Annotated in this window: 23 protein-coding genes; 14 read left to right on the plus strand and 9 right to left on the minus strand. The window is 51.5% G+C overall.

The window, feature by feature from the left end; translation table 11 throughout:
• Window positions 1-700 precede the first annotated feature (700 nt).
• From JRF57_06840 to JRF57_06860, 5 genes are all read left to right on the plus strand, one after another.
• Window positions 701-1,195: a response regulator gene (locus JRF57_06840; GenBank protein MBW2303415.1), complete on the plus strand. Its 495-nt coding sequence runs from the start codon at window positions 701-703 to the stop codon at window positions 1,193-1,195.
• 34 nt (window positions 1,196-1,229) lie between these two features.
• Window positions 1,230-1,613 carry a hypothetical protein gene (locus JRF57_06845; GenBank protein ID MBW2303416.1) on the plus strand — a complete coding sequence of 128 codons (384 nt, stop codon included), beginning with the start codon at window positions 1,230-1,232 and terminating at the stop codon, window positions 1,611-1,613.
• A complete protein-coding gene (gene groES / locus JRF57_06850) occupies window positions 1,591-1,878 on the plus strand; it encodes a co-chaperone GroES (GenBank protein MBW2303417.1) in 288 nt (95 codons plus the stop codon). Before JRF57_06845 ends, groES begins: the two co-directional genes overlap by 23 nt.
• Before the next feature lie 21 nt (window positions 1,879-1,899).
• Window positions 1,900-3,522 (plus strand): chaperonin GroEL, encoded by a 1,623-nt coding sequence (gene groL / locus JRF57_06855; protein ID MBW2303418.1) that lies wholly within the window; start codon window positions 1,900-1,902, stop codon window positions 3,520-3,522.
• Between the two features lie 548 nt (window positions 3,523-4,070).
• Window positions 4,071-5,957, plus strand: coding sequence for a methyl-accepting chemotaxis protein (locus tag JRF57_06860; protein MBW2303419.1), 1,887 nt, complete (start codon window positions 4,071-4,073; stop codon window positions 5,955-5,957).
• Window positions 5,958-6,089: 132 nt separating this feature from the next.
• Here the strand turns inward: JRF57_06860 and JRF57_06865 are convergent, their stop codons facing one another.
• On the minus strand, window positions 6,090-6,791 hold the full coding sequence (locus JRF57_06865; GenBank protein ID MBW2303420.1) for an amino acid racemase: 702 nt from the start codon (window positions 6,789-6,791) through the stop codon (window positions 6,090-6,092).
• A 318-nt stretch (window positions 6,792-7,109) separates the two neighbouring features.
• On the opposite strand from JRF57_06865, the gene JRF57_06870 reads away from it, so the two are divergent.
• The 3 genes from JRF57_06870 (at window position 7,110) to JRF57_06880 (ending at window position 9,359) form a co-directional block, all read left to right on the plus strand.
• On the plus strand, window positions 7,110-8,303 hold the full coding sequence (locus JRF57_06870) for a hypothetical protein (protein MBW2303421.1): 1,194 nt from the start codon (window positions 7,110-7,112) through the stop codon (window positions 8,301-8,303).
• A gap of 15 nt (window positions 8,304-8,318) precedes the next feature.
• Window positions 8,319-8,795 (plus strand): OsmC family protein, encoded by a 477-nt coding sequence (locus tag JRF57_06875; GenBank protein MBW2303422.1) that lies wholly within the window; start codon window positions 8,319-8,321, stop codon window positions 8,793-8,795.
• Window positions 8,796-8,915: 120 nt separating this feature from the next.
• Entirely contained in the window at window positions 8,916-9,359 is a 444-nt protein-coding gene (locus JRF57_06880) for an Hsp20/alpha crystallin family protein (protein ID MBW2303423.1), read from the plus strand.
• Between the two features lie 89 nt (window positions 9,360-9,448).
• Here the strand turns inward: JRF57_06880 and JRF57_06885 are convergent, their stop codons facing one another.
• From JRF57_06885 to JRF57_06895, 3 genes are all read right to left on the minus strand, one after another.
• Entirely contained in the window at window positions 9,449-9,907 is a 459-nt protein-coding gene (locus tag JRF57_06885; GenBank protein ID MBW2303424.1) for a YbaK/EbsC family protein, read from the minus strand.
• A 136-nt stretch (window positions 9,908-10,043) separates the two neighbouring features.
• Window positions 10,044-11,147: an Lrp/AsnC ligand binding domain-containing protein gene (locus JRF57_06890; GenBank protein MBW2303425.1), complete on the minus strand. Its 1,104-nt coding sequence runs from the start codon at window positions 11,145-11,147 to the stop codon at window positions 10,044-10,046.
• Entirely contained in the window at window positions 11,107-11,736 is a 630-nt protein-coding gene (locus tag JRF57_06895; GenBank protein ID MBW2303426.1) for a metallophosphoesterase family protein, read from the minus strand. Before JRF57_06895 ends, JRF57_06890 begins: the two co-directional genes overlap by 41 nt.
• A gap of 612 nt (window positions 11,737-12,348) precedes the next feature.
• Here JRF57_06895 and JRF57_06900 point away from each other — a divergent pair.
• The gene (locus JRF57_06900; GenBank protein MBW2303427.1) at window positions 12,349-12,711 is read left to right on the plus strand and encodes a hypothetical protein; all 363 of its coding nucleotides are present in this window, start codon (window positions 12,349-12,351) and stop codon (window positions 12,709-12,711) included.
• Window positions 12,712-12,814: 103 nt separating this feature from the next.
• Here JRF57_06900 and JRF57_06905 read toward each other — a convergent pair whose 3' ends face one another.
• Complete coding sequence (locus tag JRF57_06905; GenBank protein MBW2303428.1) at window positions 12,815-13,462, minus strand: lytic transglycosylase domain-containing protein; 648 nt, start codon at window positions 13,460-13,462, stop codon at window positions 12,815-12,817.
• Between the two features lie 86 nt (window positions 13,463-13,548).
• Window positions 13,549-13,911 (minus strand): DUF3135 domain-containing protein, encoded by a 363-nt coding sequence (locus JRF57_06910; GenBank protein ID MBW2303429.1) that lies wholly within the window; start codon window positions 13,909-13,911, stop codon window positions 13,549-13,551.
• Window positions 13,912-14,418: 507 nt separating this feature from the next.
• Here JRF57_06910 and JRF57_06915 point away from each other — a divergent pair.
• The gene (locus JRF57_06915) at window positions 14,419-16,125 is read left to right on the plus strand and encodes a hypothetical protein (protein MBW2303430.1); all 1,707 of its coding nucleotides are present in this window, start codon (window positions 14,419-14,421) and stop codon (window positions 16,123-16,125) included.
• A 100-nt stretch (window positions 16,126-16,225) separates the two neighbouring features.
• On the opposite strand, the gene JRF57_06920 is transcribed toward JRF57_06915, so the two are convergent.
• The gene (locus JRF57_06920) at window positions 16,226-17,332 is read right to left on the minus strand and encodes an inositol-3-phosphate synthase (GenBank protein ID MBW2303431.1); all 1,107 of its coding nucleotides are present in this window, start codon (window positions 17,330-17,332) and stop codon (window positions 16,226-16,228) included.
• A gap of 191 nt (window positions 17,333-17,523) precedes the next feature.
• Window positions 17,524-17,685: a hypothetical protein gene (locus JRF57_06925; protein MBW2303432.1), complete on the minus strand. Its 162-nt coding sequence runs from the start codon at window positions 17,683-17,685 to the stop codon at window positions 17,524-17,526.
• 383 nt (window positions 17,686-18,068) lie between these two features.
• On the opposite strand from JRF57_06925, the gene JRF57_06930 reads away from it, so the two are divergent.
• Genes JRF57_06930 through JRF57_06940 form a run of 3 tightly spaced genes read left to right on the plus strand, consistent with a single transcriptional unit; the run spans window position 18,069 to window position 20,289 of the window.
• Window positions 18,069-18,842, plus strand: a complete 774-nt coding sequence (locus JRF57_06930; protein ID MBW2303433.1) for a TatD family hydrolase — start codon at window positions 18,069-18,071, stop codon at window positions 18,840-18,842.
• 11 nt (window positions 18,843-18,853) lie between these two features.
• Window positions 18,854-19,507, plus strand: coding sequence for a septum formation protein Maf (maf, locus tag JRF57_06935; protein MBW2303434.1), 654 nt, complete (start codon window positions 18,854-18,856; stop codon window positions 19,505-19,507).
• On the plus strand, window positions 19,504-20,289 hold the full coding sequence (locus tag JRF57_06940) for an AMP nucleosidase (GenBank protein ID MBW2303435.1): 786 nt from the start codon (window positions 19,504-19,506) through the stop codon (window positions 20,287-20,289). Before maf ends, JRF57_06940 begins: the two co-directional genes overlap by 4 nt.
• A gap of 36 nt (window positions 20,290-20,325) precedes the next feature.
• Here the strand turns inward: JRF57_06940 and JRF57_06945 are convergent, their stop codons facing one another.
• Window positions 20,326-20,826, minus strand: coding sequence for a GNAT family N-acetyltransferase (locus JRF57_06945; GenBank protein MBW2303436.1), 501 nt, complete (start codon window positions 20,824-20,826; stop codon window positions 20,326-20,328).
• Between the two features lie 334 nt (window positions 20,827-21,160).
• Between JRF57_06945 and JRF57_06950 the strand changes: the two genes are divergently transcribed.
• Window positions 21,161-22,444 carry a metallophosphoesterase gene (locus tag JRF57_06950; protein ID MBW2303437.1) on the plus strand — a complete coding sequence of 428 codons (1,284 nt, stop codon included), beginning with the start codon at window positions 21,161-21,163 and terminating at the stop codon, window positions 22,442-22,444.
• The last annotated feature ends 59 nt before the right edge of the window (window positions 22,445-22,503 follow it).

Here is a 22,503-nt window from a genome sequence, read left to right on the forward strand (position 1 = left end):
GGTGCTGGCATTGGTTGTTCTGCTTTGGGGGTTGAGAGGGTGGCGGCGAGCCTAGTGTCCATCCATAAATAGGCAATTTTGTTCAAGGTCAAGGAAGGCGAAGATTTTAACCGCAGGAATACATTGAAGTATTTCGAGGATTAAACCCAAATTATGCGTGAACGCCTGTCTAAGGAAGGGTAAAGGGATTTTCCCGAAGTGGCCTATTTTGGCTCTGGAGCAGGAGAGCGAAAGAGCCAAAATCGGCAGTGAGCGGAGCCATGGACGGCGCAGCGAACGTAGCGGAGGGAACATCCCTTTACCCTTCACCCATCAGGTGCTGTCAAAATGCTTTAACATATTGTAATAAAGATCATTTTCATTATTAATGCATAATTTGGGTTAAAATCTGAGCCTGACACAGCCTGTCCGCCGCTGTCTGGCGGGCTTGTCACGCCGTAGCCATAGCGAAGGCGGAAGATTGGGGAAAAGGGCCATTTATGGATGGGCACGAGCCTAGGTCTTCCGGCGGCTTTTCAGCCTAACCCTTTTTGATCCGGAACTTCGATCGATGATTGGATCATACTTTGAAAGCGGTCTTGATTGGAACAGCTTTCGGAAAGGCCCCTTTGTTTGGAAAAATTTTGACTTTTTCTTTTGAACTCTTATCTATTATTTGTTAACTTTAAATTATGATCGTGGAAAGGAGGGTCATGGCTACATGAGTTTAGAAAGTCCTCTTCAAGGAAAATCCATTCTGGTAGTGGATGATGAGCCTGATATTCTGGAGACCGTGGAAGAAGAGCTCGATATGTGTCTTGTAGACAAGGCACCTGATTATGAAACTGCAATACAGTACCTCTCAGGGTATACTTACGACATCGTGATCCTTGATATCATGGGGGTCAACGGATTCGAACTTCTCCAAAATTCGGTGGATAGGGGGTTCCCGACTGTCATGCTCACGGCCCATGCCTTGACCCCTGAGGCCCTCAAAAAATCCATTAAACTGGGTGCGGTCTCTTTCCTGCCGAAGGACAAGATCCCGGAACTGAAGACATTCCTGGAGGACGTGGTTTTGGGAGAAGGAAAGCCCGTATGGAAAAAGCTTTTTGAAAGGCTGGGCAACTATTTCAATAAGCACTTCGGCCCGGATTGGAGAGAACGGGATAAGTTTTTTAAGGAATTCGAGGAAACTTTAAAGGAGACGATGTAGATCATCATATCCCCGGACGCCGAGGGTGTTGTTTATGCAGGGCCGACATGGCCCTGCGTTTTTTTTAATGATTCCCCGTCTGGATTCAGTACGACCCGGGTTCAAGAGAAAAACATCTTTTCTTGATTCTTCAGCTTTTTTGTCCCCTCCCAAGAAATACCCCTTTGATCAATTTTTGCCATCCAACCCCGGCCCGTCTTTTCTCGGGAAAAATCAAAATCCTGATCTTGACAATTCCGAAAAGGTGCTTATTTTTTTTCCGAATTTTTTAGTTCAGTTATATCAACATGTTACCGTGTTAGGTGGTTTTTCGGGAATCCCTTGGCGGGAGCACAAGCAGGTGGTTACAACACCCAAGATTCGGCAACAATACACAGCAAAGGAGGAGTTTGAACATGAAATTGAAGCCATTGAATGACCGGGTGCTGGTGCTAAGGATCGAGGAAGATGAAAAGACGGCCGGGGGCATCATCATCCCTGATACGGCCAAGGAGAAACCCCAGGAAGGTAGGGTGGTGGCGGTCGGGCCCGGCAAGTTGAACGATGACGGCAAGCGGATTCCTATGGAGGTTAAGGAAAACGACCGGGTGCTTTTTGGGAAATATGCAGGCACTGAGGTCAAGATTGAAGGAGTGGAACACACCATCATGCGAGAGGACGATATTCTTGCCATTATCGAATAAGGTACGAGGAGGGATACAGACATGACAGCCAAGATGATCAAGTACGGCGCTGAAGCGAGAGAAAAGATATTGCGGGGCGTCGATACTCTTGCCGAAGCAGTGAAGGTCACCCTCGGACCGAAGGGTCGGAATGTCTTGATCGAAAAATCCTGGGGATCACCCAAGACCACGAAGGATGGGGTGACGGTGGCCAAAGAGATCGAACTGGAGGACAAGTTCGAGAATATGGGCGCCCAGATGGTCAAGGAGGTGGCTTCCAAGACCTCTGACGTGGCCGGAGATGGGACGACAACGGCCACATTGCTGGCCCAGGCGATTTATCGTGAGGGGTCAAAATTGGTGGCCGCCGGTGCAAATCCCATGGCTATCAAGCGTGGTATCGACAAATCGGTTGAAGCGGTGGTGGAAGAATTGAAGAAACTGTCCAAGCCCACCAAGGAGAAGGCGGAGATCTCCCAGGTAGGGACCGTATCGGCCAACAACGACAAGACCATCGGGGATATCATCGCCGAGGCCATGGAGAAGGTGGGCAAAGAAGGCGTCATCACCGTAGAAGAAGCCAAGGGAATGGAGACGACTCTCGAGATCGTAGAAGGAATGCAGTTCGATCGCGGTTATATCAGCCCTTACTTTGTCACTGAACCTGAGAAGATGGAAGTTCACCTGGAGGAACCCTATATTCTTCTCCACGAGAAAAAAATCAGCAATATGAAGGACCTGGTTCCCATTCTGGAACAGATCGCCAAGATGGGAAAGCCTCTCCTTATTATTGCCGAGGACGTGGAGGGCGAGGCCCTGGCGACCCTGGTGGTCAATAAGCTGCGAGGGACCCTGAAGTGTGCAGCGGTAAAAGCCCCGGGTTTCGGCGATCGTAGAAAGGCCATGCTCGAGGATATCGCCATCCTGACAGGTGGACAGGTGATCAGCGAGGATCTTGGGATCAAGCTGGAAAATATGACTATCAACGATCTGGGGACCGCAAAGAGGGTCAGCATCGACAAGGACAACACCACTATCGTGGATGGTGGAGGCAGCCGCAAGGCCTTGGAAGGCCGGGTGAAACAGATCCGTGCCCAGATCGAGGATACGACCAGCGACTATGATCGGGAAAAACTCCAGGAACGCCTTGCCAAACTGATCGGCGGTGTGGCCGTGATCAATGTGGGAGCGGCGACCGAGGCCGAGATGAAGGAGAAAAAGGACCGGGTGGAAGACGCCCTGAACGCCACGCGGGCCGCTGTGGAAGAGGGGATCGTTCCAGGAGGCGGCGTTGCTTATCTAAGGGTTTTGAAGGCCTTGGACAAACTGGAGCTTCCCGGAGACCAACAGCTTGGAGCCAAACTGGTGAGAAGGGCCCTTGAAGAGCCCGTGCGGCAGATCGCCAACAACGCAGGATTCGAAGGTTCGGTCGTGGTGCAGGAGGTCATTTCTGCCAAGGGGGCCCACGGGTTCAATGCCGAGACTGGTCAATATGAAGACCTGATCAAGGCGGGAATCATCGATCCTACCAAGGTGACACGGTTCGCTCTCCAGAATGCGGCTTCCGTGGCCGGCCTTCTCCTGACCACTGAGGCCATGGTGGCGGAAAAACCTGAAAAGAAAAAGGCGGATATGCCTCAGATGCCTTCTGAAGATATGTATTAATCCTTTTTTCATGGACCGCCCGGGGGAGAGATTTCCCGCCCCCGGGCGGTTATTATTTTACCGCCACTTCAGGTCCCCTGGGAACAGGAAGCAAGGCCCTCTACGGTTTTCAACCATTGAAACCGGATAAATGGGCTGTAATTCAGAGAGAAAAGGGAAGAGATGTAAACCTTGATTTGCATTCCTGGTGTGTCAAGGGGACATCGAGGTGTCGAAATTTTGACGAAAAAACACTCTGTTCAGGAGCTTCTTTCCCCTTCTTATCCCTGGCCATTCGCTTTTTTTTGATCCTTCCGGAAAAAACGGACATATTTCATTTTACCGCCTCCAAACTGCCCCACCCGTTGAAGGTTTCAGTAATAAGCCCCGTGGCTCAGAAAAAGTCCAAAGGGCCGGATTTTACCACCTTTTTCGCAAAATAAAATTTCGCTTTTCTCTTGAAATTCACCGACGTCAACCTTTTCCATCTCATGGCCCTGTTTTTGCAATCCTTACGATGCAGCACAGAGGTCTGAGTACCGTAATACCAAACAAAGGAGAGAAATGAAATGCGACGACAACTTACGCTCGGAAAGAGGATTGCTTCCGGAATCATCCTGTTACTGATCCTCATGGGAATCGTGGGAGGTGCTGGTTACTTCGGGCTCCTCCGTGTGTCCAAGGTCGTCGGACTTTACAAGGATATCAGTTCGCTCCAATCCATAGTTGCCCTGGGTAAGGAACAGTTCGATCTCTACATGGTGGCCGCCCTGAGCGGGGACAGGGAGAGCATGGCCGAGACCAAGGCCAAGACCTTGGATATTCTTGGAAAAGGCTCAGCCTTTATCGAGGAGATCAAGGGAAAGGCCTCTGTAGACAGAGCGGGCAAGGAACAACTGGCCGCGGCCCAGGAGGCCATTAAGGGATATCGTAAGGCCTTCGTCCAATATACCCTTGAAGAAGACGAAAAGGAAAAGCTCGCAGGCCAAATCGAAGATATGTACAAGGGCTTGGCTGGAAACATCGAAAAGGGCCAGTTGTGGCACCAGGAAATGATTATGGAGGCAAAGGTTCTCATGTCCAATGTCCAGGTGTATCTACCGCGGCCATCCCCGGGGCATTGGAAAAAGGTGGAAGAGGGCTTCTCCAAGCTCCTGAAAACGATAAAGGCTTGGGCGGGGAAGGTCAATAACAGCGATTCATTGAGAGAACTGGGGGCGACCATTCTGAAACAGTATGAAACCTTTAAATCCACCGTTGAACAATTCCACGAAAAGGTCCAGGTACAGGCCCAACTCAAGGCTTCCATGGCCCAGAACAAGGCAAAACTGGTAGCCGTGTGTGAGGACCTGGGTAATAAGAGCGAAAAGCAACTCAGGGAGGATACGAGGCTTTCAGGAAGAATCATCTTCGGTGTTATGGGAGCGGCCCTCTTGCTCGGTGTTTTCTATGCATTGATATCCATCAAGAGGATCAATGCAAAGATCAATACCGTAATCAGGGGTGTCAGCGAGGCGGCGGAACAGGTGGCCTCTGCGGCCGGGCAGGTCTCAAAGTCCAGCCAGGAACTGGCCGAGGGCTCTTCTCATCAGGCAGCGGCCATTGAAGAGACCTCTTCTTCTCTCGAAGAAATTTCTTCCATGGTCAAACAGAATGCGGAGAATGCCAATGAGGCGAAGGGCATGATGGGAGAGGTCAAAAGGATCGTGGAAGATGTTAGTCGCCATATGGGCAACATGAGCGAGGCGATCGACGATATCACCCGTTCCAGCCAGGAAACGGACAAAATTGTGAAAACTATTGATGAAATCGCTTTTCAGACTAATCTTTTGGCCTTGAACGCGGCGGTTGAGGCGGCCCGGGCAGGAGAGGCCGGGGCGGGATTCGCCGTGGTGGCCGATGAAGTCCGAAACCTCGCCATGCGGGCTGCCGAGGCGGCAAAAAATACTGCCCAATTGATTGGGGATACCATCCAGGCCGTTCAGAAGGGAAACGAACTCACCCTGGCGACCAAGGAAGCATTTCAGCAAAACATCGAAATCTCCTCCCGCGTAGGATCCCTGGTGGACGAGATCGCTGCGGCCTCCAAAGAACAGGCGGAGGGTATTGAACAGGTGACCCGAGCCGTGGCCGACATGGACCAGGTCACTCAACAGAATGCAGCCGGCGCTGAAGAATCCGCCAGTGCCGCCGAAGAAATGAATGCCCAGGCCGAAGGAATGAAGGCTTATGTCAGGGATCTGATCATGCTGGTTCATGGAACCAAGGGTATGAAAGGAGATGGCTCCCACGGCAGTTCCCTTGAGACGGTTCCGGCTCGGGAGACGGATGTCTCCGCCGCGGGCTCCCTTCCTGCGCGAGAGGTGAAAAACACGAACCTGCCTGCCTCCAAGCTCAAGGAGGTGGATCCTAATCAGGTCATCCCGATGGAGGAGGATGACTTCAAGGATTTCTGAATCAGATTTTGTCTTTCACGGGCAGACAAATCTTTTCAGGCTTTCAGCGGCCAATGATCCATCCGGCCGCTGAAAGTCCCTTGGGTTCCCCACATACCGCCCGCATGTCATTTCCTTATGCCTATCGGTCCATCAAGATGCGTTCATGGAATATTCCAAGGCGCTTTCGACATGGATCCTGGATGTATCGAAAAAGGGCATTCCTATATCCTCTCCTCCCAGCAGGAGAGGAATCTCAGTACAACCTAGGATCAGCCCTTCGATGGAATTTTCTTTTCTCATTTTCTCCGCAATGTCCAGGAACCCTCTTCGGGTTTCTTCCCGGATGATTCCAACCCCAAGTTCCCGGGAGATCTTTTCACAGATGTAGTCCCGATCCTTTTCCTCCGGAATTTCGATGGTGATCCCGTGTCGCTCAAATACATCCCGGTAAAAGGAGGAGCCCATCGTTGTGAGTGTTCCAAAAAGGCCTACCCGCGAAAGCCCCTTTTGCTTTACAGCCATGCAGGTGGCCTCCACGATGCTGATCAGGGGGATGGGGCACTCTTCCTTTATAACGTCAAAGACTTTGTGAGGTGTATTGGCTGCGATCAAACCAAAATTCGCTCCTGCCCGAAAAAGAGAGAAAAAGGCATCCAGGATTTTCTGGGCCATCTCGGACCACCTTTCCGCCTCCATGATCTTAAGGCATTCCTGAAGATTCAGACTGTAAATGAGGATCTCCGGCATGCTTCCTTCAAGTTTTGGATTGGAGTAACACAGATTCGTGAAGATCCGGTAGTAATAGAGCGTTGACTCCGGCCCCAGTCCCCCGACGATTCCGATTTTCTTCATGTTTTTCCCTCCTTTGAACCCAAATTATGATCTTTATTACAATATTTGAAGCATTCTGACAGCACCCGATGGGTGAAGGGTAAAGGGATGTTCCCTCCGCTACTTCCCGTCAAACAGCCGGCGGGCAAGCGTTCATGCATGATTTGGGTTGAATCGTTGTTGAAAAAAGATTTCGAAGGCATAGTCCCCTTCCCGAAATTCTTTTCCGGAACTCTGCCCTGTTTCCCTTGACCCATTTTCTCCCCTTCTTTACACTCATGCAAGTCCAGCGGCAAGTTCAAAGGCCTGAGACCAGGAAAAAGGAATAATTCCGGAACCATGAAGATCGTGTGGTCTTTTTCGTCCCAACAGGGAGATGTGCCCGTCGACGATGAAGTCCTCAAAAGGCCCTTCGTCCTCCGACTCCGACCACTTCAGCTGCACCCCGTCCTGAGCCTGGAGGATTTCTTTTCGGCGATGGAAACAGCCGTTCTCAAAGAGGGAGGACGACAACTTGCCCTTATCCTTTCTCGAATCTGGAAAAAAGATGTGAATCCGGGGGATATCGAAAGGCTTTTATTTAGATACGAAAAATACGGCACATTGTATCAGATCGTGAGCATTGAGGTTTTTTCGGGTACCCTTAGGGTGAAACTCTCCGGAAATGTCGCCCTTTTGCCGGAGGCAAGGGCGACCTTACAGCGGGAGGCCGCTCTCTTGGAGCAATTGAACCGGCGGTACGGCTATCCTTATCTTCCCCGGGTTTATATGCTGGATTCGGTGGATATCCGAAGGCGTGATTTTGTTCAAAGGATGGACGTGCTCCTGTCCCAGTGGTTCGAAGATTTCCATGAATGGCACTTTTGCGGGGACAAGGATCAGGCCGACGGCATCCTGATATGGGATCTAGAAGCGGGATATAGGCGGGCCTCTCAAGGGGAACGTCATGAGATCATCCGGGCGGCCTCCCGAATCCTTACCCTTTATTTCGATCCGGAGACCTATGCCCAGATCTTACCTTGGCACCATGGGGGAGGAGATTTTGTCGTTCGATCAGAGAGGGTGGGAATCCAAGTCCGTCTCGTGACTGCGAGGGGATACCAACCTCTTATCGGTTCGGCCGCGAAGGAAGGCCTTTCCCCTCCGGAGGCCCTCTTGCTTTTCTTCCTTGACATGACCGTCAGGATGCGGTTGGACAAGTTTGAGGGGTTGGGGGAGGCCGTATGGGCAAGTGATGGTATCCTTCCATCGGTCATCCTGGGATTCCTTGAGGGCTTGAAACAGATGAAGGGAGAAGGAAGAATCGCCGGGGACCTGGTTGACCGGGTGGTCCGGATGCTTTCATCCCTGAGGAAGGAAGATCTATATGGGCGATTCGAACGGTTGATGGAAATATACAGGGCCCGGGATCCTGGGGATTTTCCCTGCATAAAAAGAAATCTGGAAGGACATACAAGGGAGTTGCATCGCTATTTGGAGTCCCGGGTAATGGAATGGGTGAGAAGACCTGAATTCGGATTGAACCAAGATTGAAAACGGAGGTGTGAAATGATTGAAATGAACAAAGAAAAGGATTCGGAAATTCAACCGGAACTGGAAGGTTACAAGAAGAAGATCCTGCCGGTCAATAAATCCCGGCTTCGTCTTGAACGGGATCTTTACTTCATCGGCATGACTCAGCGGGGTTACGAAGTGGAATACGATGTCAAGTACGAGGAAGGCTGCTCTCCAACCGAGACTCTGCTTCTGAGTATTGCGGGATGCATCTCTATCGACGTGGTTCATATCTTGAGAAAGATGCGTTGTGAAGTTTCCAAGTACGAAGTGGAAGCCTCAGGGACCAGGAGACCCGATCCCCCCCAATATTATACGTCCGTGGATTTGATGATCCATATATCGGGCAAAGGAATTACACCCTCCAAGATCGACCGGGCCATCGCCCTGTCTCTGGACAAGTATTGCTCTGTCTACCATTCATTAAGGAAAGACTTGAAGGTGAACATTGAGTATCAGATCGAGTCTTAGGCCGATGGCGTCAGCTCGGTTTCCGGGCGATTTTCCATTTCCGTGATATTGACAAACCAAACTCAATGCTTATTTTATGGCTGATTCAGCGGGAAGGAAATCCGGAAAGGAGGTGTGATTATGGACCTCGTAAAATGGAATCCTTGGAGAGAAATGGAGACTTTATCCGACCGCATTAATCAGCTTTTCAGCGGGCCTTTGTTCCCTTCCCAGTGGTTCGGTGACGAATCCATGCTGGAAGGATGGAAGCCCGCGGTCGATATCATGGACAAGGGAGACAAGATCGTTATCAAGGCCGAACTTCCCGGCGTTGACAAGAAGGACATCCGTGTGGAATTGAAGGACAACATCCTCACGTTGGAAGGTGAACGCGCCAGCGAAAATGAGGTGCAGGAAGATAGGTATTACCGGAAGGAAAGGTTTTTCGGGAAGTTCTCACGTTCCTTTGTGGTTCCCAAGGGACTGGATCCTGACAAGGTCAAGGCGGATTACAAAGACGGAGTGTTGAATATCGAGATCCCCAAGCCGGAGGAGGAAAAGGCCAGGAAGATCACGGTTCATTAAGAGCCGTTCATGTCAACCTAAACAAAAAGGACGACCCTTTCGGGCCGTCCTTTTTGTTTGCCTCCCCTTGCCGGCTCATTCAGGCGGATCTACTTGCAGACATCCACCCATTCGGCCCCGGTAACCGCGTGAAGTTCTTCCGGTGAAATCTCGATACAGGAGTTGCGGGACCCCGCAGCCGGGTATACCTTGTCAAAGGCCCTAAGGTTTTCGTCCAGGTAGATTTCCATATCTTTCTTCAATCCAAAAGGACAGACACCGCCTACGGGATGACCGGTGGCCTCAAGGACCTCGTCGGGGGCCATCATCTTTCCCTTGGCCCGGAACTGCTGCTTGAATTTTTTGTTGTCTATTCTGGCGTCACCCCTGGTCACGACAAGGATATCACGATCCTTCACCTTGAAAGCGAGGGATTTGGCGATCCGGGCCGGTTCAACGCCCAAGGCCCGGGCCGCCAGTTCGACGGTTTCTGTGCTTTCATCAAATTCAAGGATTTCATAAGGAAGATGATTATCAATGAAATGCCTCTTAACCTCCTCAACGCCCATAAAAACCCCCATTCATGAATACTTGGTCACTGAGTCTTGCACAAACAATATCGAAGTTGTCGACTACTTTCAGAAAAACAAGAAATGAGTAGTTTGTTCCCCGGACTGAGTTGTAAGATTCAACCAGGGGGCCATCCTAGCCGGAATCACCCGCAGGGATGTTCTTGATCTTGGAGAATCCCGGAATCAGGGTCTGGGTGCTGATCACCCCGGGGAGTTGTCGGATCTGGTTGTGGACAAAATCCCCGATGATCTCGGCGTCCGAGGAGACCAGATCCCTCGTAAGGACGATTTTTATGAGAAGATCCACATCACCGTGAACGGAGTGGATTTCCTGAACTTCCTCCAGCGAGTAAAGTTTTTCGATGATCCGGTCTTCCTTTTTGGCCGAGACGTGCATGAGTACGAAGGCTGTTATTTTGCGAAGCATTTCCGGATATTCCGCTTCCCGCTTCTGGCTCATCTTTTCCCTGAATTCCTCCATGTCTCTGCAGATAAGCGGATCGATTCCCCTCCCGTACCTCCTCGTACTCATCCTTTCCCATTGATGGGAGGAGATGTAGGTGTAGAGATCGGCGAGAGTACGATTGGGAAAGGACTCCAGCAGTCGTCCCCTCTGAATGATGGCTGTGAGAGGCCTGTAAATCGTTTTGTACCAGTCCTCCGCTGCGGTTTCAAGGGATACCGGCGTCTTCCCTCCACTCTCCTGTTCGAGGTGCTGACGGTGCCTTGATATTTGTTGAAGGAGATAGGGGTATTTCCCGATCTCGGTCAAGTCTATCTTGTCGGAGAGTCCAGTTTGGGCCTTGAAGTCTGCCCTTTCCCGATACAGGATTCCCTCCAGGGTATCCTTTGATGGGATGAATTCCACGATATGGGCATGGATTTGGGAATACCCCAATTCTTTGGCAGCGGCTACCCTGTGATTCCCGTCGAGAACGTAGTACTCATCCTTGATTTGATATAATTGAACAGGAGGTAGGGGCTTCCCCTCCTTCATGGTCTTTTTGATGAGTTCGAGCCTCTCCTGAGGAAGGTGATCCTTGAGCCTGAACTTGCTGTCGAAATCATGGTAGCGGCCCACACTTCCAACGATCCGCTCCAGGGGGACTAGCCGGACCCCAAGATCCATGGCATCAAAGGCTGCTTCTTTTTCCTGGTCTTCCTTGAAAGACTTAACTTCGGATTTTGCGCGGCGCCTATGATCCTGGCCGGTCTTTCCCAGCCATCCGCTTATCATTGATTTCCAGGATGGTGTAACCATAGCTGTTCACCACTTGGGTATTTCCTATCAGAGTCATGCGCTCGGAAGGATCGTTGAAAAAGGAATGGATATGTCCGTGAACGAAATATGCCGGTGAATATTTGTCGATAAGCCACCGGAACACCCTGAAGCCCTTGTGGCATGGATCCTCTTCATCGTGGACGAAGCGGGGCGGGGCATGGGTGATGATGACATCGACACCTCCGAGACGTTTGAAGTCGCGACGGAGGTTTCGAACCTTTTGCCGCATTTGTTCCTCCGTATATTGAAAGGGACCGCCGTTATACCACCGGGAACCTTCGAGGCCAAGAAAATTAAGCCCCCTGAATCGAACGACTCGGCCGTCCAGGTTTTCGCAGCCATCAGGCGGTTTTTCCAGGTAGCGGATATCGTGATTGCCACTCACATAATAAAGGGGGACATTGAAGCCCTTGGCCAGATAGGTCAAGTATTCCGGTGGAAGGTCTCCGCAGGAAAGTATCAGTTCGATCCCGGGAAATTCGTCGATATCCAAACCGTCGTAAAGCCGGGTTTCTATGCTATCTGAAACACTCAAGATTTTCATGCTTTTTTATTTCGGCTTTGTTGGTCATCTGCTCACCTTATCTATTCATGGAGATTATACCGAAGAAAGAGACGAAAGGCAGCATATTTGCTGAGCCTTTCATAAATGGAAACAAGGAAGCAGGCTGTAATGAAAGACAAATCCAGATCGGTTTTTAAAAACGGCCGCTTGAAATGCTATTGACACATGAAATGGAAGGACATTGACGCAAGGGTTTCTTATCGATATAATTCAATCAAAAGCGTTTTTTCCAACCTCATCAAAAAAGCTTAGTTCCTGTGTTGTTTCCAGATGGCCCTCAGGGCCCCTACCTTTTGGGACCTCATTATGTTTTTACTATTCCAGCGGATTTATTGGCGATTTAGGGGTGAATCGTCCTTGGCGGAACATTCGGCCCCTCGGTTTCATGGAAATTGTAGACCTGAGGTGTCGCGGGGGTATGTTTCCCTGGAGCGGTTCGGAGGAAGGATGAAAGAGAGTGATTCGCTACAGGTGTTCGTCGGTGAATGACGGTGCGTCAACTGAAGGGGTGAACGTTCAACTTTTGCGTGCCTGTCGAGCCGGCGGATAATTGCTCCGAACAGGGATCACCACAGACCAGGAGGAACAGTCATGACGAGACAGATTTCCTTTACAAAGCATGAAAACAGAGTCTTGCCCGGTTTCAGAGAGATGATGAACAAAGCCGAATCAACGGAGGACTTGAAAAAATTTTTCGTATACAGTGCAAAGGATCTTTTGGAGGGGGTTTTTGAAGGGAGACTCGATTTCAATTACGAAGACTTCGAACTCACCCTGGACAAGGAACCGTATTATAGATTAAGTGACAGGCTGTTGGCCCAGGACACCTTCAATTCGGTCTGGAATGATTCGGACCTCCCGCGGGTGATGTCCCGTCTTGCGGAATCCGCCGTCCGTCATATGAGGAGGATGGAGAAAAGGCCCGATAAGTGTGAAACCAAGATAAGGGTATAAATAAAGCGACCTGACGCCGCCTCCCCCCCACGGCATTGAAGCGTAGGGAAACACCCCTACCCCCCTATTACAGAGATTGAGAGATGCCGTGAGGAGGTGGCGATCAGACCGTTCCCAGGCCGGTGGCATCCCCCTTCTTGTAAAGACTGTAATATTTTATCACTTTATCGATGTAGGACCTTGTCGCCCTGTAAGGGGGAATCCCATTGTACCGCCGGACCTTGGTGATCCCGGCGTTATAGGCTGCAAGCACCATCCTCAAGTCTCCTTCGAAATAATCAAGGAGATCCTTGAGGTACTTCACCCCGCCGTTGATATTGTGCTCCGGGTTGAAGCAGTCTTTTACTCCAAGGGCCTTGGCGGTCCCGGGCATCAACTGCATCAGACCCCGCGCGCCGCGTTTCGAAACAGCCCGGGGGTTTCCCCCTGATTCCGCCATGATAACAGCCTTGATCAAGGCGGGATCCACCCCATATCGCTCCGCCGCCGCCTCGATGAGCTTGTTGAATCTTTTGTAAGGCTCACTGAACCTTAAGGGCTGTGCGGCCTTGGTAGCGGATCGGAGTTCCTGTCGGAGCGCCGTGTCGGCCGGTAAGAGTCCGGAATCATCACCAGTGGTGGAGTTGGAAGTATCAGCCGATATGGTTTCCGATGGGGCGGTGAAATGGGGAAGTGTGGGTAGGGCGAAAATTAACAGCAACCACAAAACAAAGGTCCATTGGGCGGCATCCACCCATGAGATTTTTTGCATGGATTTCATGAAAAACGTTCCACATTCCATTTCTTGATATATTCCTGCACGCATGATTTTTTTCGAATATTCGGAAGACTCTGGATTTACTTGGATCTGTTACAATCACCGTTTCCTTCCCCTAACTTATTGCAAAGGGTGCTTAAATCCTGGAGGGCCGGTTGCCAGTTCCGGTAAAAGTGATCCCAGAAGAAAGTTTGGGCGAGGACAAAGCGATTGTATTGAGACCCCGCATGCCTCATTCTTTTATCCCAGGCCTCCTGAATTTCCTCTAGCCTTTCCTTTCTAGCAGGATCTTCAATGCTTTGCAAGAAGCTATTGATCATTCTCTTTCTTTCCCGCTCGAAGGCAAGCCTGTCTTCGTGGAATAAGCGATGAAGCCGGGCATGTCTTTCGAGGGCAGCCTCCCGGATTTTCTCCCTCTCTTTTTCCCAGTCGATGGTTTCCATAGTGTCTTCCTGTAATGAAAGAATCGTACCAATGGGTTTGAGCTATTTTTAATGTAATGCTAATGAGTTATAATAACTCAGGCCATATATTGATCTAGGGGTGGAAATTTTTTCCCTTTTTTTGTGTACTGAAGTATCCATTATTGGAAAGATATTACACATAATGATCCGAAAGATCGGCCGTAAAGCCCGGGGAATCTCCCTGCAAATGAATTTCAGGGCCCTTGCATGCAGGCCTTGGTTTGAACTGGCGGTTTGGGCCTGGGTTGAAAATGCCAGGAGGAATGTGAGGAACTCAGATCTGGGGAGAAGGGGCCTTCTTTAACACCCCCACCGACAAAGATCGCTGAGAACGCGAAACAATCATCGGTACTTGAAATGCCTATTCAATGAGATTACCTTGGTATCGCATCGAAAGACGTGTACGTGGATACCAAGGAGTTTGCCCCGAAGGGTTATCCTGAAAGGTCTCCCGGCATGAACAGGGGCGGATCAGGGAGAGGCAACTTGGAAAAAAAAGAAGACAAACCGATAGTCCGGGACCTCCGGAGCCTTCAAAGAGAACTCAGAAACCTTTCCGGTAGAGATATCATGGCCCGGATTCTCGACCATGAAAACCCCATGGAGCTGGTGCGGGGACTGCCTTCAGAGGATTTCTACTGGATGATCAAGAAGGTGGGGGAGGAGGATTGCCTTCCCCTCTTGCAATTGGCCTCCGATGAGCAATGGCAATATGTTTTAGACCTGGAAATATGGATCAAGGATCGGTTGGATATCAAAACGACCTCCCAATGGCTGAAACGGCTCCAGGAAGCGGATTGCAGGCGTCTCGTAAGGTGGTTGACGAGTGAAGGAGAGTTCCTGGCCTTCACCTATTTTTTTCGGACCCTGGATGTCATCATCGCAGGGGACAAAGACGAGGTGTACGATATCCCTGAGGGATATTTCACCCTGGATGGTGAGATTTATCAGAGGGTCCGTCTTCAGGAGTTTCGGGACAGCCTTGAGACGATTCTGCGGACCCTGGCCGCCACTGACCTTGAGCGGTACCAGGCCCTTCTCATTGGTCTTTCCGGGGTGCTCCCCGCCGAGACCGAGGAGGAAATGTACCGGAGGAGGAATGTCCGTCTGGCCGAGCATGGTTTTCTTCCTTACGAGGAGGCGGTTTCCCTTTACGCCCCCCTGGAGCCTGAAAGGCTTGTACCCGAGTCCTCCCAAGCACACCCGGAGGTGCCGGAGCCGGAAGAGGAGGTCGGGGCCCTGGTACCCCTCTCCCCGTTCCAGCATGCTGGTGGGGAGAACATCTTTCTCACCGCGGCGGGAGGGGTGCAGGATCCCGTCTTCCTGGATCGACTCACCCTTGAATTCGCCGGACTCTGCAACCAGCTTGTCTCGGCCGACAGTCTCCTTGTCCGGGACATTGACGTCCTGGTGAAAACCTGCAGGAAGGCGGCAGGATACGTGAATTTGGCCCTCGAAAAGCTTTGCGGGAAAGATCTGCGTAAGGCTCGGGAAGTGTTGAAGAACCATTCCCTGGTTGCTCTTTTCAGGGTCGGATTCGGCCTTGCCCTGAAACTGAAGTGGGAGGCCGAGCGATGGTTCAAGGGAAGCTGGTTCATAAGGCAGGACCTTGATCTCCCATTTTGGGGAGAACCTTGGTCCGGGATTCTCAAGGGACTGCTGGCGAGAAGGCCCGAATATTATACCGTGGACGGCGGGGAAGAGGAATACAGGGGTTTTGAATGGTTGTCGGAGCTGGGTGAATCCATGGCGGCCCTTCGGCACATGATGGTCCTGGACGGCCTCCTGGAACGATTATCAGAACGCCACCCCATAGAGGGGTACATCTTGAAGAGTCCGGAATTCACCTTTCATCCCCTCCTTTTCAATTTATGGGGACGGAGCATCCTGGGGCTTACCCCTTCCTTTGCGGGGATGACCTTGAAGCAGGTCAAGGCCCTTTTTGGCGAGTTGAGGGATTCAAAGGCCGCTCCTCCTTACACCATGGAGGAGGGGGGAAAACGTTTCATTGAGTACTTCATGGCCTATGCCACGGATTCGCCCCCTGATGTGCGCCTGCTTCTAAGAGAAGCCCTGGCATGGGTTTGGAAGGAATTTCAGGAAGAATACGCCTGGGTTTCTCTGGGGGACCTGGATGGAAGATTCCTGCGCCATATCAAAGTGGTCCCGGAGAGTGAGCGGGTGAAAGAATAGCACCTTTCCAGGTTCGTTTTCCAGAAAGGCTTAAAACCATCCTGTTGGAGGGATGGGCGGGCATACCCCCGCCCCTGATCAGAAAAGGGCACCTTTAGAATCAATCCCGGCGCTTGCCAGCGATGAATTCCTCGGTCATGCGGTAAGCCTCCGAATCGGTGAATTGCCGGGGAGGGTGTTTCATGAAAAAGGCGGACGGAGAGTAAAGGACCCCTCCGGTGCCGCGGTCAAGGGCGAGCTTACAGCAGCGGATGGCGTCAATGACGACGCCGCCGGAGTTCGGGGAGTCTTCCACGGAAAGTCTCAGTTCAAGATCCATGGGGATATCGCCGAACAGTTTCCCTTCCATCCGGATGAAACAGACCTTGTTGTCCTTTTGCCATGCGACCCAGTCGCTGGGGCCGATATGGATGTTTTCATCCTGGAGCCTGTCTTCTCCCAGTTGAGATTGCACGGCCTCTGTTTTGGATTTCCGCTTGTTCAAAAGCCGGCTACGGTCGAGCATATTCAGAAAATCGGTGTTTCCCCCGGTATTCAACTGGTAGGTTCGTTCCAATTTGACGCCCCGGTTTCTGAAAAGATTGGCAAGCACCCTGTGCACGATGGTAGCCCCTACCTGAGATTTCACGTCATCGCCGATAATAGGGAGGTTCCTTTCGCGGAACCGGTTTCCCCATTCCGGATCGCTGGCGATGAAGACGGGCATGCAGTTGACAAAGCCCAGGCCGGCCTTTAAAGCACATTCCGCGTAAAAGCGGACCGCCCGTTCGGATCCCACAGGGAGATAATTGAGTAAAATTTCAGCCTTGGACGCCTTCAATTCCTCAACGATCTCTTCTTCTCCGGGTTCCTTTTGTTCCGAAGGGAGAAACGTGTACTTTTCGTCGTATCCCTTCATGTGTTCAGCGACCCCATCCAGGATTCTTCCCATATTTACCACGACTCCTGTTTCCTGGATGTCCGGGCAAATGGGTTTGGTGCAATTGGGAGGCTGAAAGATGGCCTTTGCAAGGTCCTGACCCACCTTTCTCTTGTCGATGTCAAAGGCTGCCACTACATCAATATCGCCGGGCCTGTATCCCCCGATGTCCCAGTGCATGAACCCGATCGCTTCCTTTTCGCTCCTGTTCCTGTAATAAGCGATGCCTTGGATGAGGGCACTGGCACAGTTGCCGATACCGACAACGGCAATTTTGATCCTCTCCATCAAAAGACTCCTCCTTTCCATTCATTCACAACCCTATCCGGAAAACGATACGCTTAACAGAAAGATCAATCCAATCGGAAGTTTTTAAGCACCCCATGCCGAATTGGCATTAAGATTTAGACACGATATTTCATGGGAAGGTTGGTTTATTGGAATTGCATACCGTGGCCCTCCACGTCCAAGGATCAGTTTTAACAGCACCCAAGCGGGTTCGCTTCGACGAAGAAATCGCGGCAACGGTCCTGGGATCCTGGGAAATCGTCCCTCTTGGCCGTTATGGGATGGCTGACCATCCAGGGGAGTGCCCAAAGCAGGGCTGCCGCGATTGTTTCTCCGGTCGATTTTGCGGTCATAGGACCGGGATTCTCCCTTGAAGGCGCATGGCCGGAATAGCTTCTCGGGGCGGCCTCTTGGCGAGGATTTCAAGAAGGCCTTCCCCCGGAGAAGGCCGCTCAACAAGTGGTGTCTGAACTGAAAGTTCAAAATTAGTAATATGTTGTAGGTTTTGTCAAGGTTCTTTCTGGCAACGAAACCCTGACGAACCTCTTTGTGACTCATTTTGATGTATTCCACCATGAGCCTTACTTCCTTGGAGGGGATATATTCCCTTTGTCACACAAGTCTCTCCAGAGAATTGCCAATAAGGCTCCGATGGACTAAGATAACTTTTTTTTGGCAATGGGAATGTTCGGGCTTTTGGGCCCCGGGTAAAATAAAGGGAAAGGACAAGGAAAGAATGATCGACTCTCATGCACACCTCGATATGGAGCAGTTTGATCCGGATCGGGAAGAGGTGATCCAAAGGGCCCGGGAGTTGGGCCTTTCTCATATCGTTACCATCGGCATAGATCTGGATACCTCCGCCCGGTCTCTGGAACTGGCCGAAACCCATGATTTCATCTCCGCCACAATAGGTTGCCACCCCCATAATGCCAAGGAGTTCGGAGAATTGGAGGTTGAGGGATTGGCCGCCCTGGCCGCCCGGGAAAAGGTGGTCGCATGGGGAGAGATCGGCCTTGATTTTTTCCATAAGCATTCTCCACCGGGGCGGCAAGTGGAAGCCTTTGAAATGCAGCTCGATATGGCCAGGGATTTCGATCTTCCTGTTGTCATCCATGACCGGGATGCCCACGATGAAGTGATGGAGATCTTGAAGAAAAAACAGGCAGGTCTGTACAAGGGGGTGTTTCATTGCTTTTCGGGGGATTACGACATGGCTATGACCCTCATCGATATGGGATTCTATATTTCCATCCCCGGCACTGTTACCTTTCCCAAGGCCCATCAGATTCAAAGAGTTGCGGCCCGAATCCCCCTGGAAAGGATGCTGGTCGAGACCGATGCGCCTTTCCTGGCGCCCGTTCCACACCGGGGCAAGCGCAATGAACCCTCTTTTGTGGCCCATACCGTATCACAAATCGCCCGGTTGAGAGAGACCGGCGTGGAGGTGGTAGCGGAGAGGACGGCAGAGAACGCCAGGCGGGTCTTTCATCTGAGGGAGCGGGGATGATTGATCATAAGATCAGCGAAGAATTTCCCCTTGTCCTTGCCTCTGCCTCTCCCCGGAGAAAAAGGTTGCTGGAACAGGTGGGGATTCCCATCCGGGTCAGGCCGAGTCATATTGAGGAGAGCGGGGTGGAGGGCGTAGATCCGGAAAAGACCGTTGAAGAGCTTGCTGTTAAGAAGGCCATGGGGGCTAAGGACTTGGCCGAGGCCGAGGGACTGTGGGTCCTTGGTGCGGATACCGTGGTGGTGCTTGGAAATTCCGTTCTAGGGAAACCCGCGGATGCGGAGGATGCCCGAACCATGCTATCCAGGCTCTCGGACAGGGAACACAAAGTGATTACAGGTTTCTGTATCCTCTCCCCGGGAACTCACCGGGGTGTTTTCAGCTCGTCCGTCACCACTCATGTAAAGATAAAAGAGCTCAGTCCCCGGGAGATCGAGGCCTACATCGCGACCGGGGAACCTTTCGACAAGGCTGGAAGCTATGGAATCCAGGGGATAGGGGCCTTCATGGTGGAATCCATCACAGGTTCCTATACCAATGTGGTGGGCCTGCCGATCTGCGCCGTGATCAAGGCGTTGGTGGCCCTAGGGGCCGTTAAGACCTTCCCGTTTGGAAAAATGGAGAGAGCGGGTTCTTTGGAAGAGAATGAAAGGAGGTGCCCATGATGCTCAAAGAACATGAATACATAAGGCAGACCCTGGAGAGGTATACGAACTGTTCTCTTGAGGAATTTTGCGAGCACATTTTGATCACCAATTTCAGGCAGTATATTCAGGCCTTCCAAGAGATGACCGAAGGGGCCTTTTCCGAAGGCAACTTTCGCATCGTCAATGTCCCGGATATGAACTGCACCATGATCGATTTCGGGATCGGCTCTCCCCAGGCGGCGCTTCTCATCAATTGTCTGGCCTATCTCGACAAGCTGAAATCCGTTATTATGTTGGGGATGTGTGGCGGGATCGATGATATACTCGAAATCGGAGACTTCGTGATACCCTCAGCGGCCGTGCGGGGGGAGGGAACGAGCAGGCACTACCTGCCTCCGGAATTCCCCGCCATACCGGCATCCTCCGTCAACCTGTTTTGTATCGGTGCGGTTAGAAAGGTTGGGCTGAATCCCCACTGCGGAATCGTCTACACGACTGATAGACGGCTTTGGGAGTTCGACGATGAATTCATCGACTACCTTCGCCGCCAGAGGATCCTGGCCATTGAAATGGAGTTGGCCACCCTTTTTTCCGTGGCCTACCGCTTCGAGGTTCCCATCGGGTCGATCATGCTGGTCTCGGATATGCCGCTTCAAAGGAGGGGAATAAAGAGCAAAAAGCTCCATCAGGAGATCTTTTCAAAACACATGGGCCCCCACCTGGACATCGCCATTGATGCGGTTCGGAACATTATCGCCAAATGGAACGACGTAGAACGAAAACTCACCAGCGAATGGTAGGTGGAGTGGTGAATATCGGGGGGACACTCCGGGTGTTCATTTCAACACGAGATCGTACCGCTCTTCCGTGATGACCTTCCCCCACATGCGGGCAGTGCTTTCCGCCGTCTTTTTGAATCCCACGGACCTGTAAAGGGAGGCGGCCGGTTTCAGGGTATTGACCGTCCAGAGAAACACGGAACTGAACCCCGATTCCCGGCAAAAAGAAAGTGCTTCTTCGACAAGGCGCCTGCCGATTCCCTTCCCCCTGAGTTCAGGGTGAACCAGGAACCATCGCAGTTGGGCCTCCTCGTCTGAGCATCTCACGATGGCCAATGACCCCATCACCCGGCCTTCCTTTTCCACAATCCAGATTTTTTTGCCTCTTCCCTGGCTGTAATTCCTGACAAACTCGACCAGGGGTTCCGCCACATGGATCTCAAAGGTATGGTCAAATCCGTGTTCCTCACCGTAAAGTTTTCCGTGCAGATGGATAATTGATCCCATATCGCCGGGCCGAAGATCATGCCGGACAATTATTGAAGGATCTCTATCCATATCGGCTTTTCCATCCATTGTTGAATACCTCCCACCAAATATTACGGATGCTCAGAGATCGTATCCGGAGACAGGGAACAAGCTGATTTTCACTCTTACAGATTCGAGTCGATTTGACAATACCAAAAGCGGAGTCTCCCGAAAAGGCCCCGGCCCTTTCCGGATTCATCGGTCTTGAGGCGGTTGATTTTCCGGAGACCTCCGGGTAGCATGGTTAGAACGGCACCTGGGGGAATCTAGACCCGAAGGGTGTCTTTTCATAAAAGGCCGTGGGGGCTGCAAATGGAATCTGCAGCTTATCAAAGAAGAACTTCAGGATGGGGAGGTTGTGGGAATGCTTGTAATCGTCAGTGATTTGCATTTCACGGATGGGACCACGAGTAATTGGAAAGACGGTGAAGATCTTTTCAATGTCCGGCCGAAGGCATTCGAGCTTTTCGTGACCAAGATTTCCGACATACTTTCAAGGAGAGAGAAGTCTCCCCGGAAGGTGACCTTCCTTTACAACGGGGATATCTTCGACCTGCTCAGAACCACTGCGTGGTTCGATGTGAAAGACCGCCCCTGGTCCGTTCCCCTGGATAAGAAAAAGGTCTATGCCCGGTGCCACACCATACTGGAGGAGATTCTCCGGAAAAACGAGGAGTCCATTTCCTGGCTGAGCGGGGACCATCCGCACTTCCAAGAGGCCTGGAGAGTGGATGCGGAGATTGAAAGGATTTATGTCCCCGGTAACCATGACCGTATAATCAATCTCTATGAACCCTGCCGGAAGCAGGTTTACCGTAAGTTGCTCGGGAAACGGGAGAGACGCCGTTTCGCCAACTTTTACATGGATCAGGATTTTCACCAGACCCTGGTCATGCACGGACATGAGTCCGATCCTTTCAACTGCGAATATGACAAGATGGGAAACCCCGATTACAACGCGGTTCCCATCGGGGATCCTTTGACGACGGAGTTGTTCGCCCGGATCGCATACGAGGCTGGAAAACTTCCCATTCCTGAGGAAGCAAAGGCGAGGTTCAAGGACATAGACAATGTGAGGCCGACCCTTGCAACGGTGCGGTATGTCCAGGATATCATCAACGACTTCTCCATCGGGGACAAGGTCAAGGATGTTCTCGGCAAGGTGGTGGGAGATTTCGAGGACCTTGAATTCTACCGGCAATGGAAGAGACGACACGATCGATTCAACTTGGGATTCGATGAAGCGGACAAGTTAGAGTGGGCCCTGAGGGCCGTCCGCCTTCTGGGGCCGTCTGTCCCCGCAGGACTGCTCGAAAAACTGGCAGCACTGGTGAGAGACGATTCCTGCGAGAAGCTGGCGAAGAGAAGGGTTGAAGACGTACGGGGTGGAAATCTGCGCTATTGCGTCATGGGACATACCCATGAACCCCTCCACGTCCCTCTGTGCGTGGATGAGCGACTGAACATGGAAAGACACTATCTCAATTGCGGGACATTTCGAACGACCTTCAGCCAGACCTATGACAAACAGGAATTTTTGAGATTTCAGCGTATGTCTTTCGTTATCGTGTATGGCCCCGGGGAATACCGCCCAGACGAGGAAAGGCCCCTGTATGAAATGTGGTCCGGGTTGAGAATGCACCACTGACCCGTGAGGCTTTTCCAAAACCCGATGGGCCCGGCGCAGGTCTCCGAGGCAGGAGGAGA

This window comes from Deltaproteobacteria bacterium, from assembly GCA_019310525.1.
In the GTDB taxonomy this organism is placed as follows: domain Bacteria; phylum Desulfobacterota; class DSM-4660; order Desulfatiglandales; family HGW-15; genus JAFDEE01.

What these genes read in the sequence shown, in the direction of transcription:
- JRF57_06865 (MBW2303420.1), bottom strand. Translation starts at nt 6,791, where the DNA reads ATGAAGAAAATCGGAATCGTCGGGGGACTGGGGCCGGAGTCAACGCTC.
- JRF57_06905 (MBW2303428.1), bottom strand. Translation starts at nt 13,462, where the DNA reads ATGCAAAAAATCTCATGGGTGGATGCCGCCCAATGGACCTTTGTTTTG.
- JRF57_06890 (MBW2303425.1), bottom strand. Translation starts at nt 11,147, where the DNA reads ATGATAAGCGGATGGCTGGGAAAGACCGGCCAGGATCATAGGCGCCGC.
- JRF57_06875 (MBW2303422.1), top strand. Translation starts at nt 8,319, where the DNA reads ATGATTGAAATGAACAAAGAAAAGGATTCGGAAATTCAACCGGAACTG.
- groL (MBW2303418.1), top strand. Translation starts at nt 1,900, where the DNA reads ATGACAGCCAAGATGATCAAGTACGGCGCTGAAGCGAGAGAAAAGATA.
- JRF57_06950 (MBW2303437.1), top strand. Translation starts at nt 21,161, where the DNA reads ATGCTTGTAATCGTCAGTGATTTGCATTTCACGGATGGGACCACGAGT.
- JRF57_06860 (MBW2303419.1), top strand. Translation starts at nt 4,071, where the DNA reads ATGCGACGACAACTTACGCTCGGAAAGAGGATTGCTTCCGGAATCATC.
- JRF57_06895 (MBW2303426.1), bottom strand. Translation starts at nt 11,736, where the DNA reads ATGAAAATCTTGAGTGTTTCAGATAGCATAGAAACCCGGCTTTACGAC.
- JRF57_06885 (MBW2303424.1), bottom strand. Translation starts at nt 9,907, where the DNA reads ATGGGCGTTGAGGAGGTTAAGAGGCATTTCATTGATAATCATCTTCCT.
- JRF57_06910 (MBW2303429.1), bottom strand. Translation starts at nt 13,911, where the DNA reads ATGGAAACCATCGACTGGGAAAAAGAGAGGGAGAAAATCCGGGAGGCT.
- JRF57_06940 (MBW2303435.1), top strand. Translation starts at nt 19,504, where the DNA reads ATGATGCTCAAAGAACATGAATACATAAGGCAGACCCTGGAGAGGTAT.
- JRF57_06925 (MBW2303432.1), bottom strand. Translation starts at nt 17,685, where the DNA reads ATGACCGCAAAATCGACCGGAGAAACAATCGCGGCAGCCCTGCTTTGG.
- JRF57_06900 (MBW2303427.1), top strand. Translation starts at nt 12,349, where the DNA reads ATGACGAGACAGATTTCCTTTACAAAGCATGAAAACAGAGTCTTGCCC.
- JRF57_06930 (MBW2303433.1), top strand. Translation starts at nt 18,069, where the DNA reads ATGATCGACTCTCATGCACACCTCGATATGGAGCAGTTTGATCCGGAT.
- groES (MBW2303417.1), top strand. Translation starts at nt 1,591, where the DNA reads ATGAAATTGAAGCCATTGAATGACCGGGTGCTGGTGCTAAGGATCGAG.
- JRF57_06840 (MBW2303415.1), top strand. Translation starts at nt 701, where the DNA reads ATGAGTTTAGAAAGTCCTCTTCAAGGAAAATCCATTCTGGTAGTGGAT.
- JRF57_06920 (MBW2303431.1), bottom strand. Translation starts at nt 17,332, where the DNA reads ATGGAGAGGATCAAAATTGCCGTTGTCGGTATCGGCAACTGTGCCAGT.
- JRF57_06880 (MBW2303423.1), top strand. Translation starts at nt 8,916, where the DNA reads ATGGACCTCGTAAAATGGAATCCTTGGAGAGAAATGGAGACTTTATCC.
- JRF57_06845 (MBW2303416.1), top strand. Translation starts at nt 1,230, where the DNA reads ATGCAGGGCCGACATGGCCCTGCGTTTTTTTTAATGATTCCCCGTCTG.
- JRF57_06870 (MBW2303421.1), top strand. Translation starts at nt 7,110, where the DNA reads ATGAAGATCGTGTGGTCTTTTTCGTCCCAACAGGGAGATGTGCCCGTC.
- JRF57_06945 (MBW2303436.1), bottom strand. Translation starts at nt 20,826, where the DNA reads ATGGATAGAGATCCTTCAATAATTGTCCGGCATGATCTTCGGCCCGGC.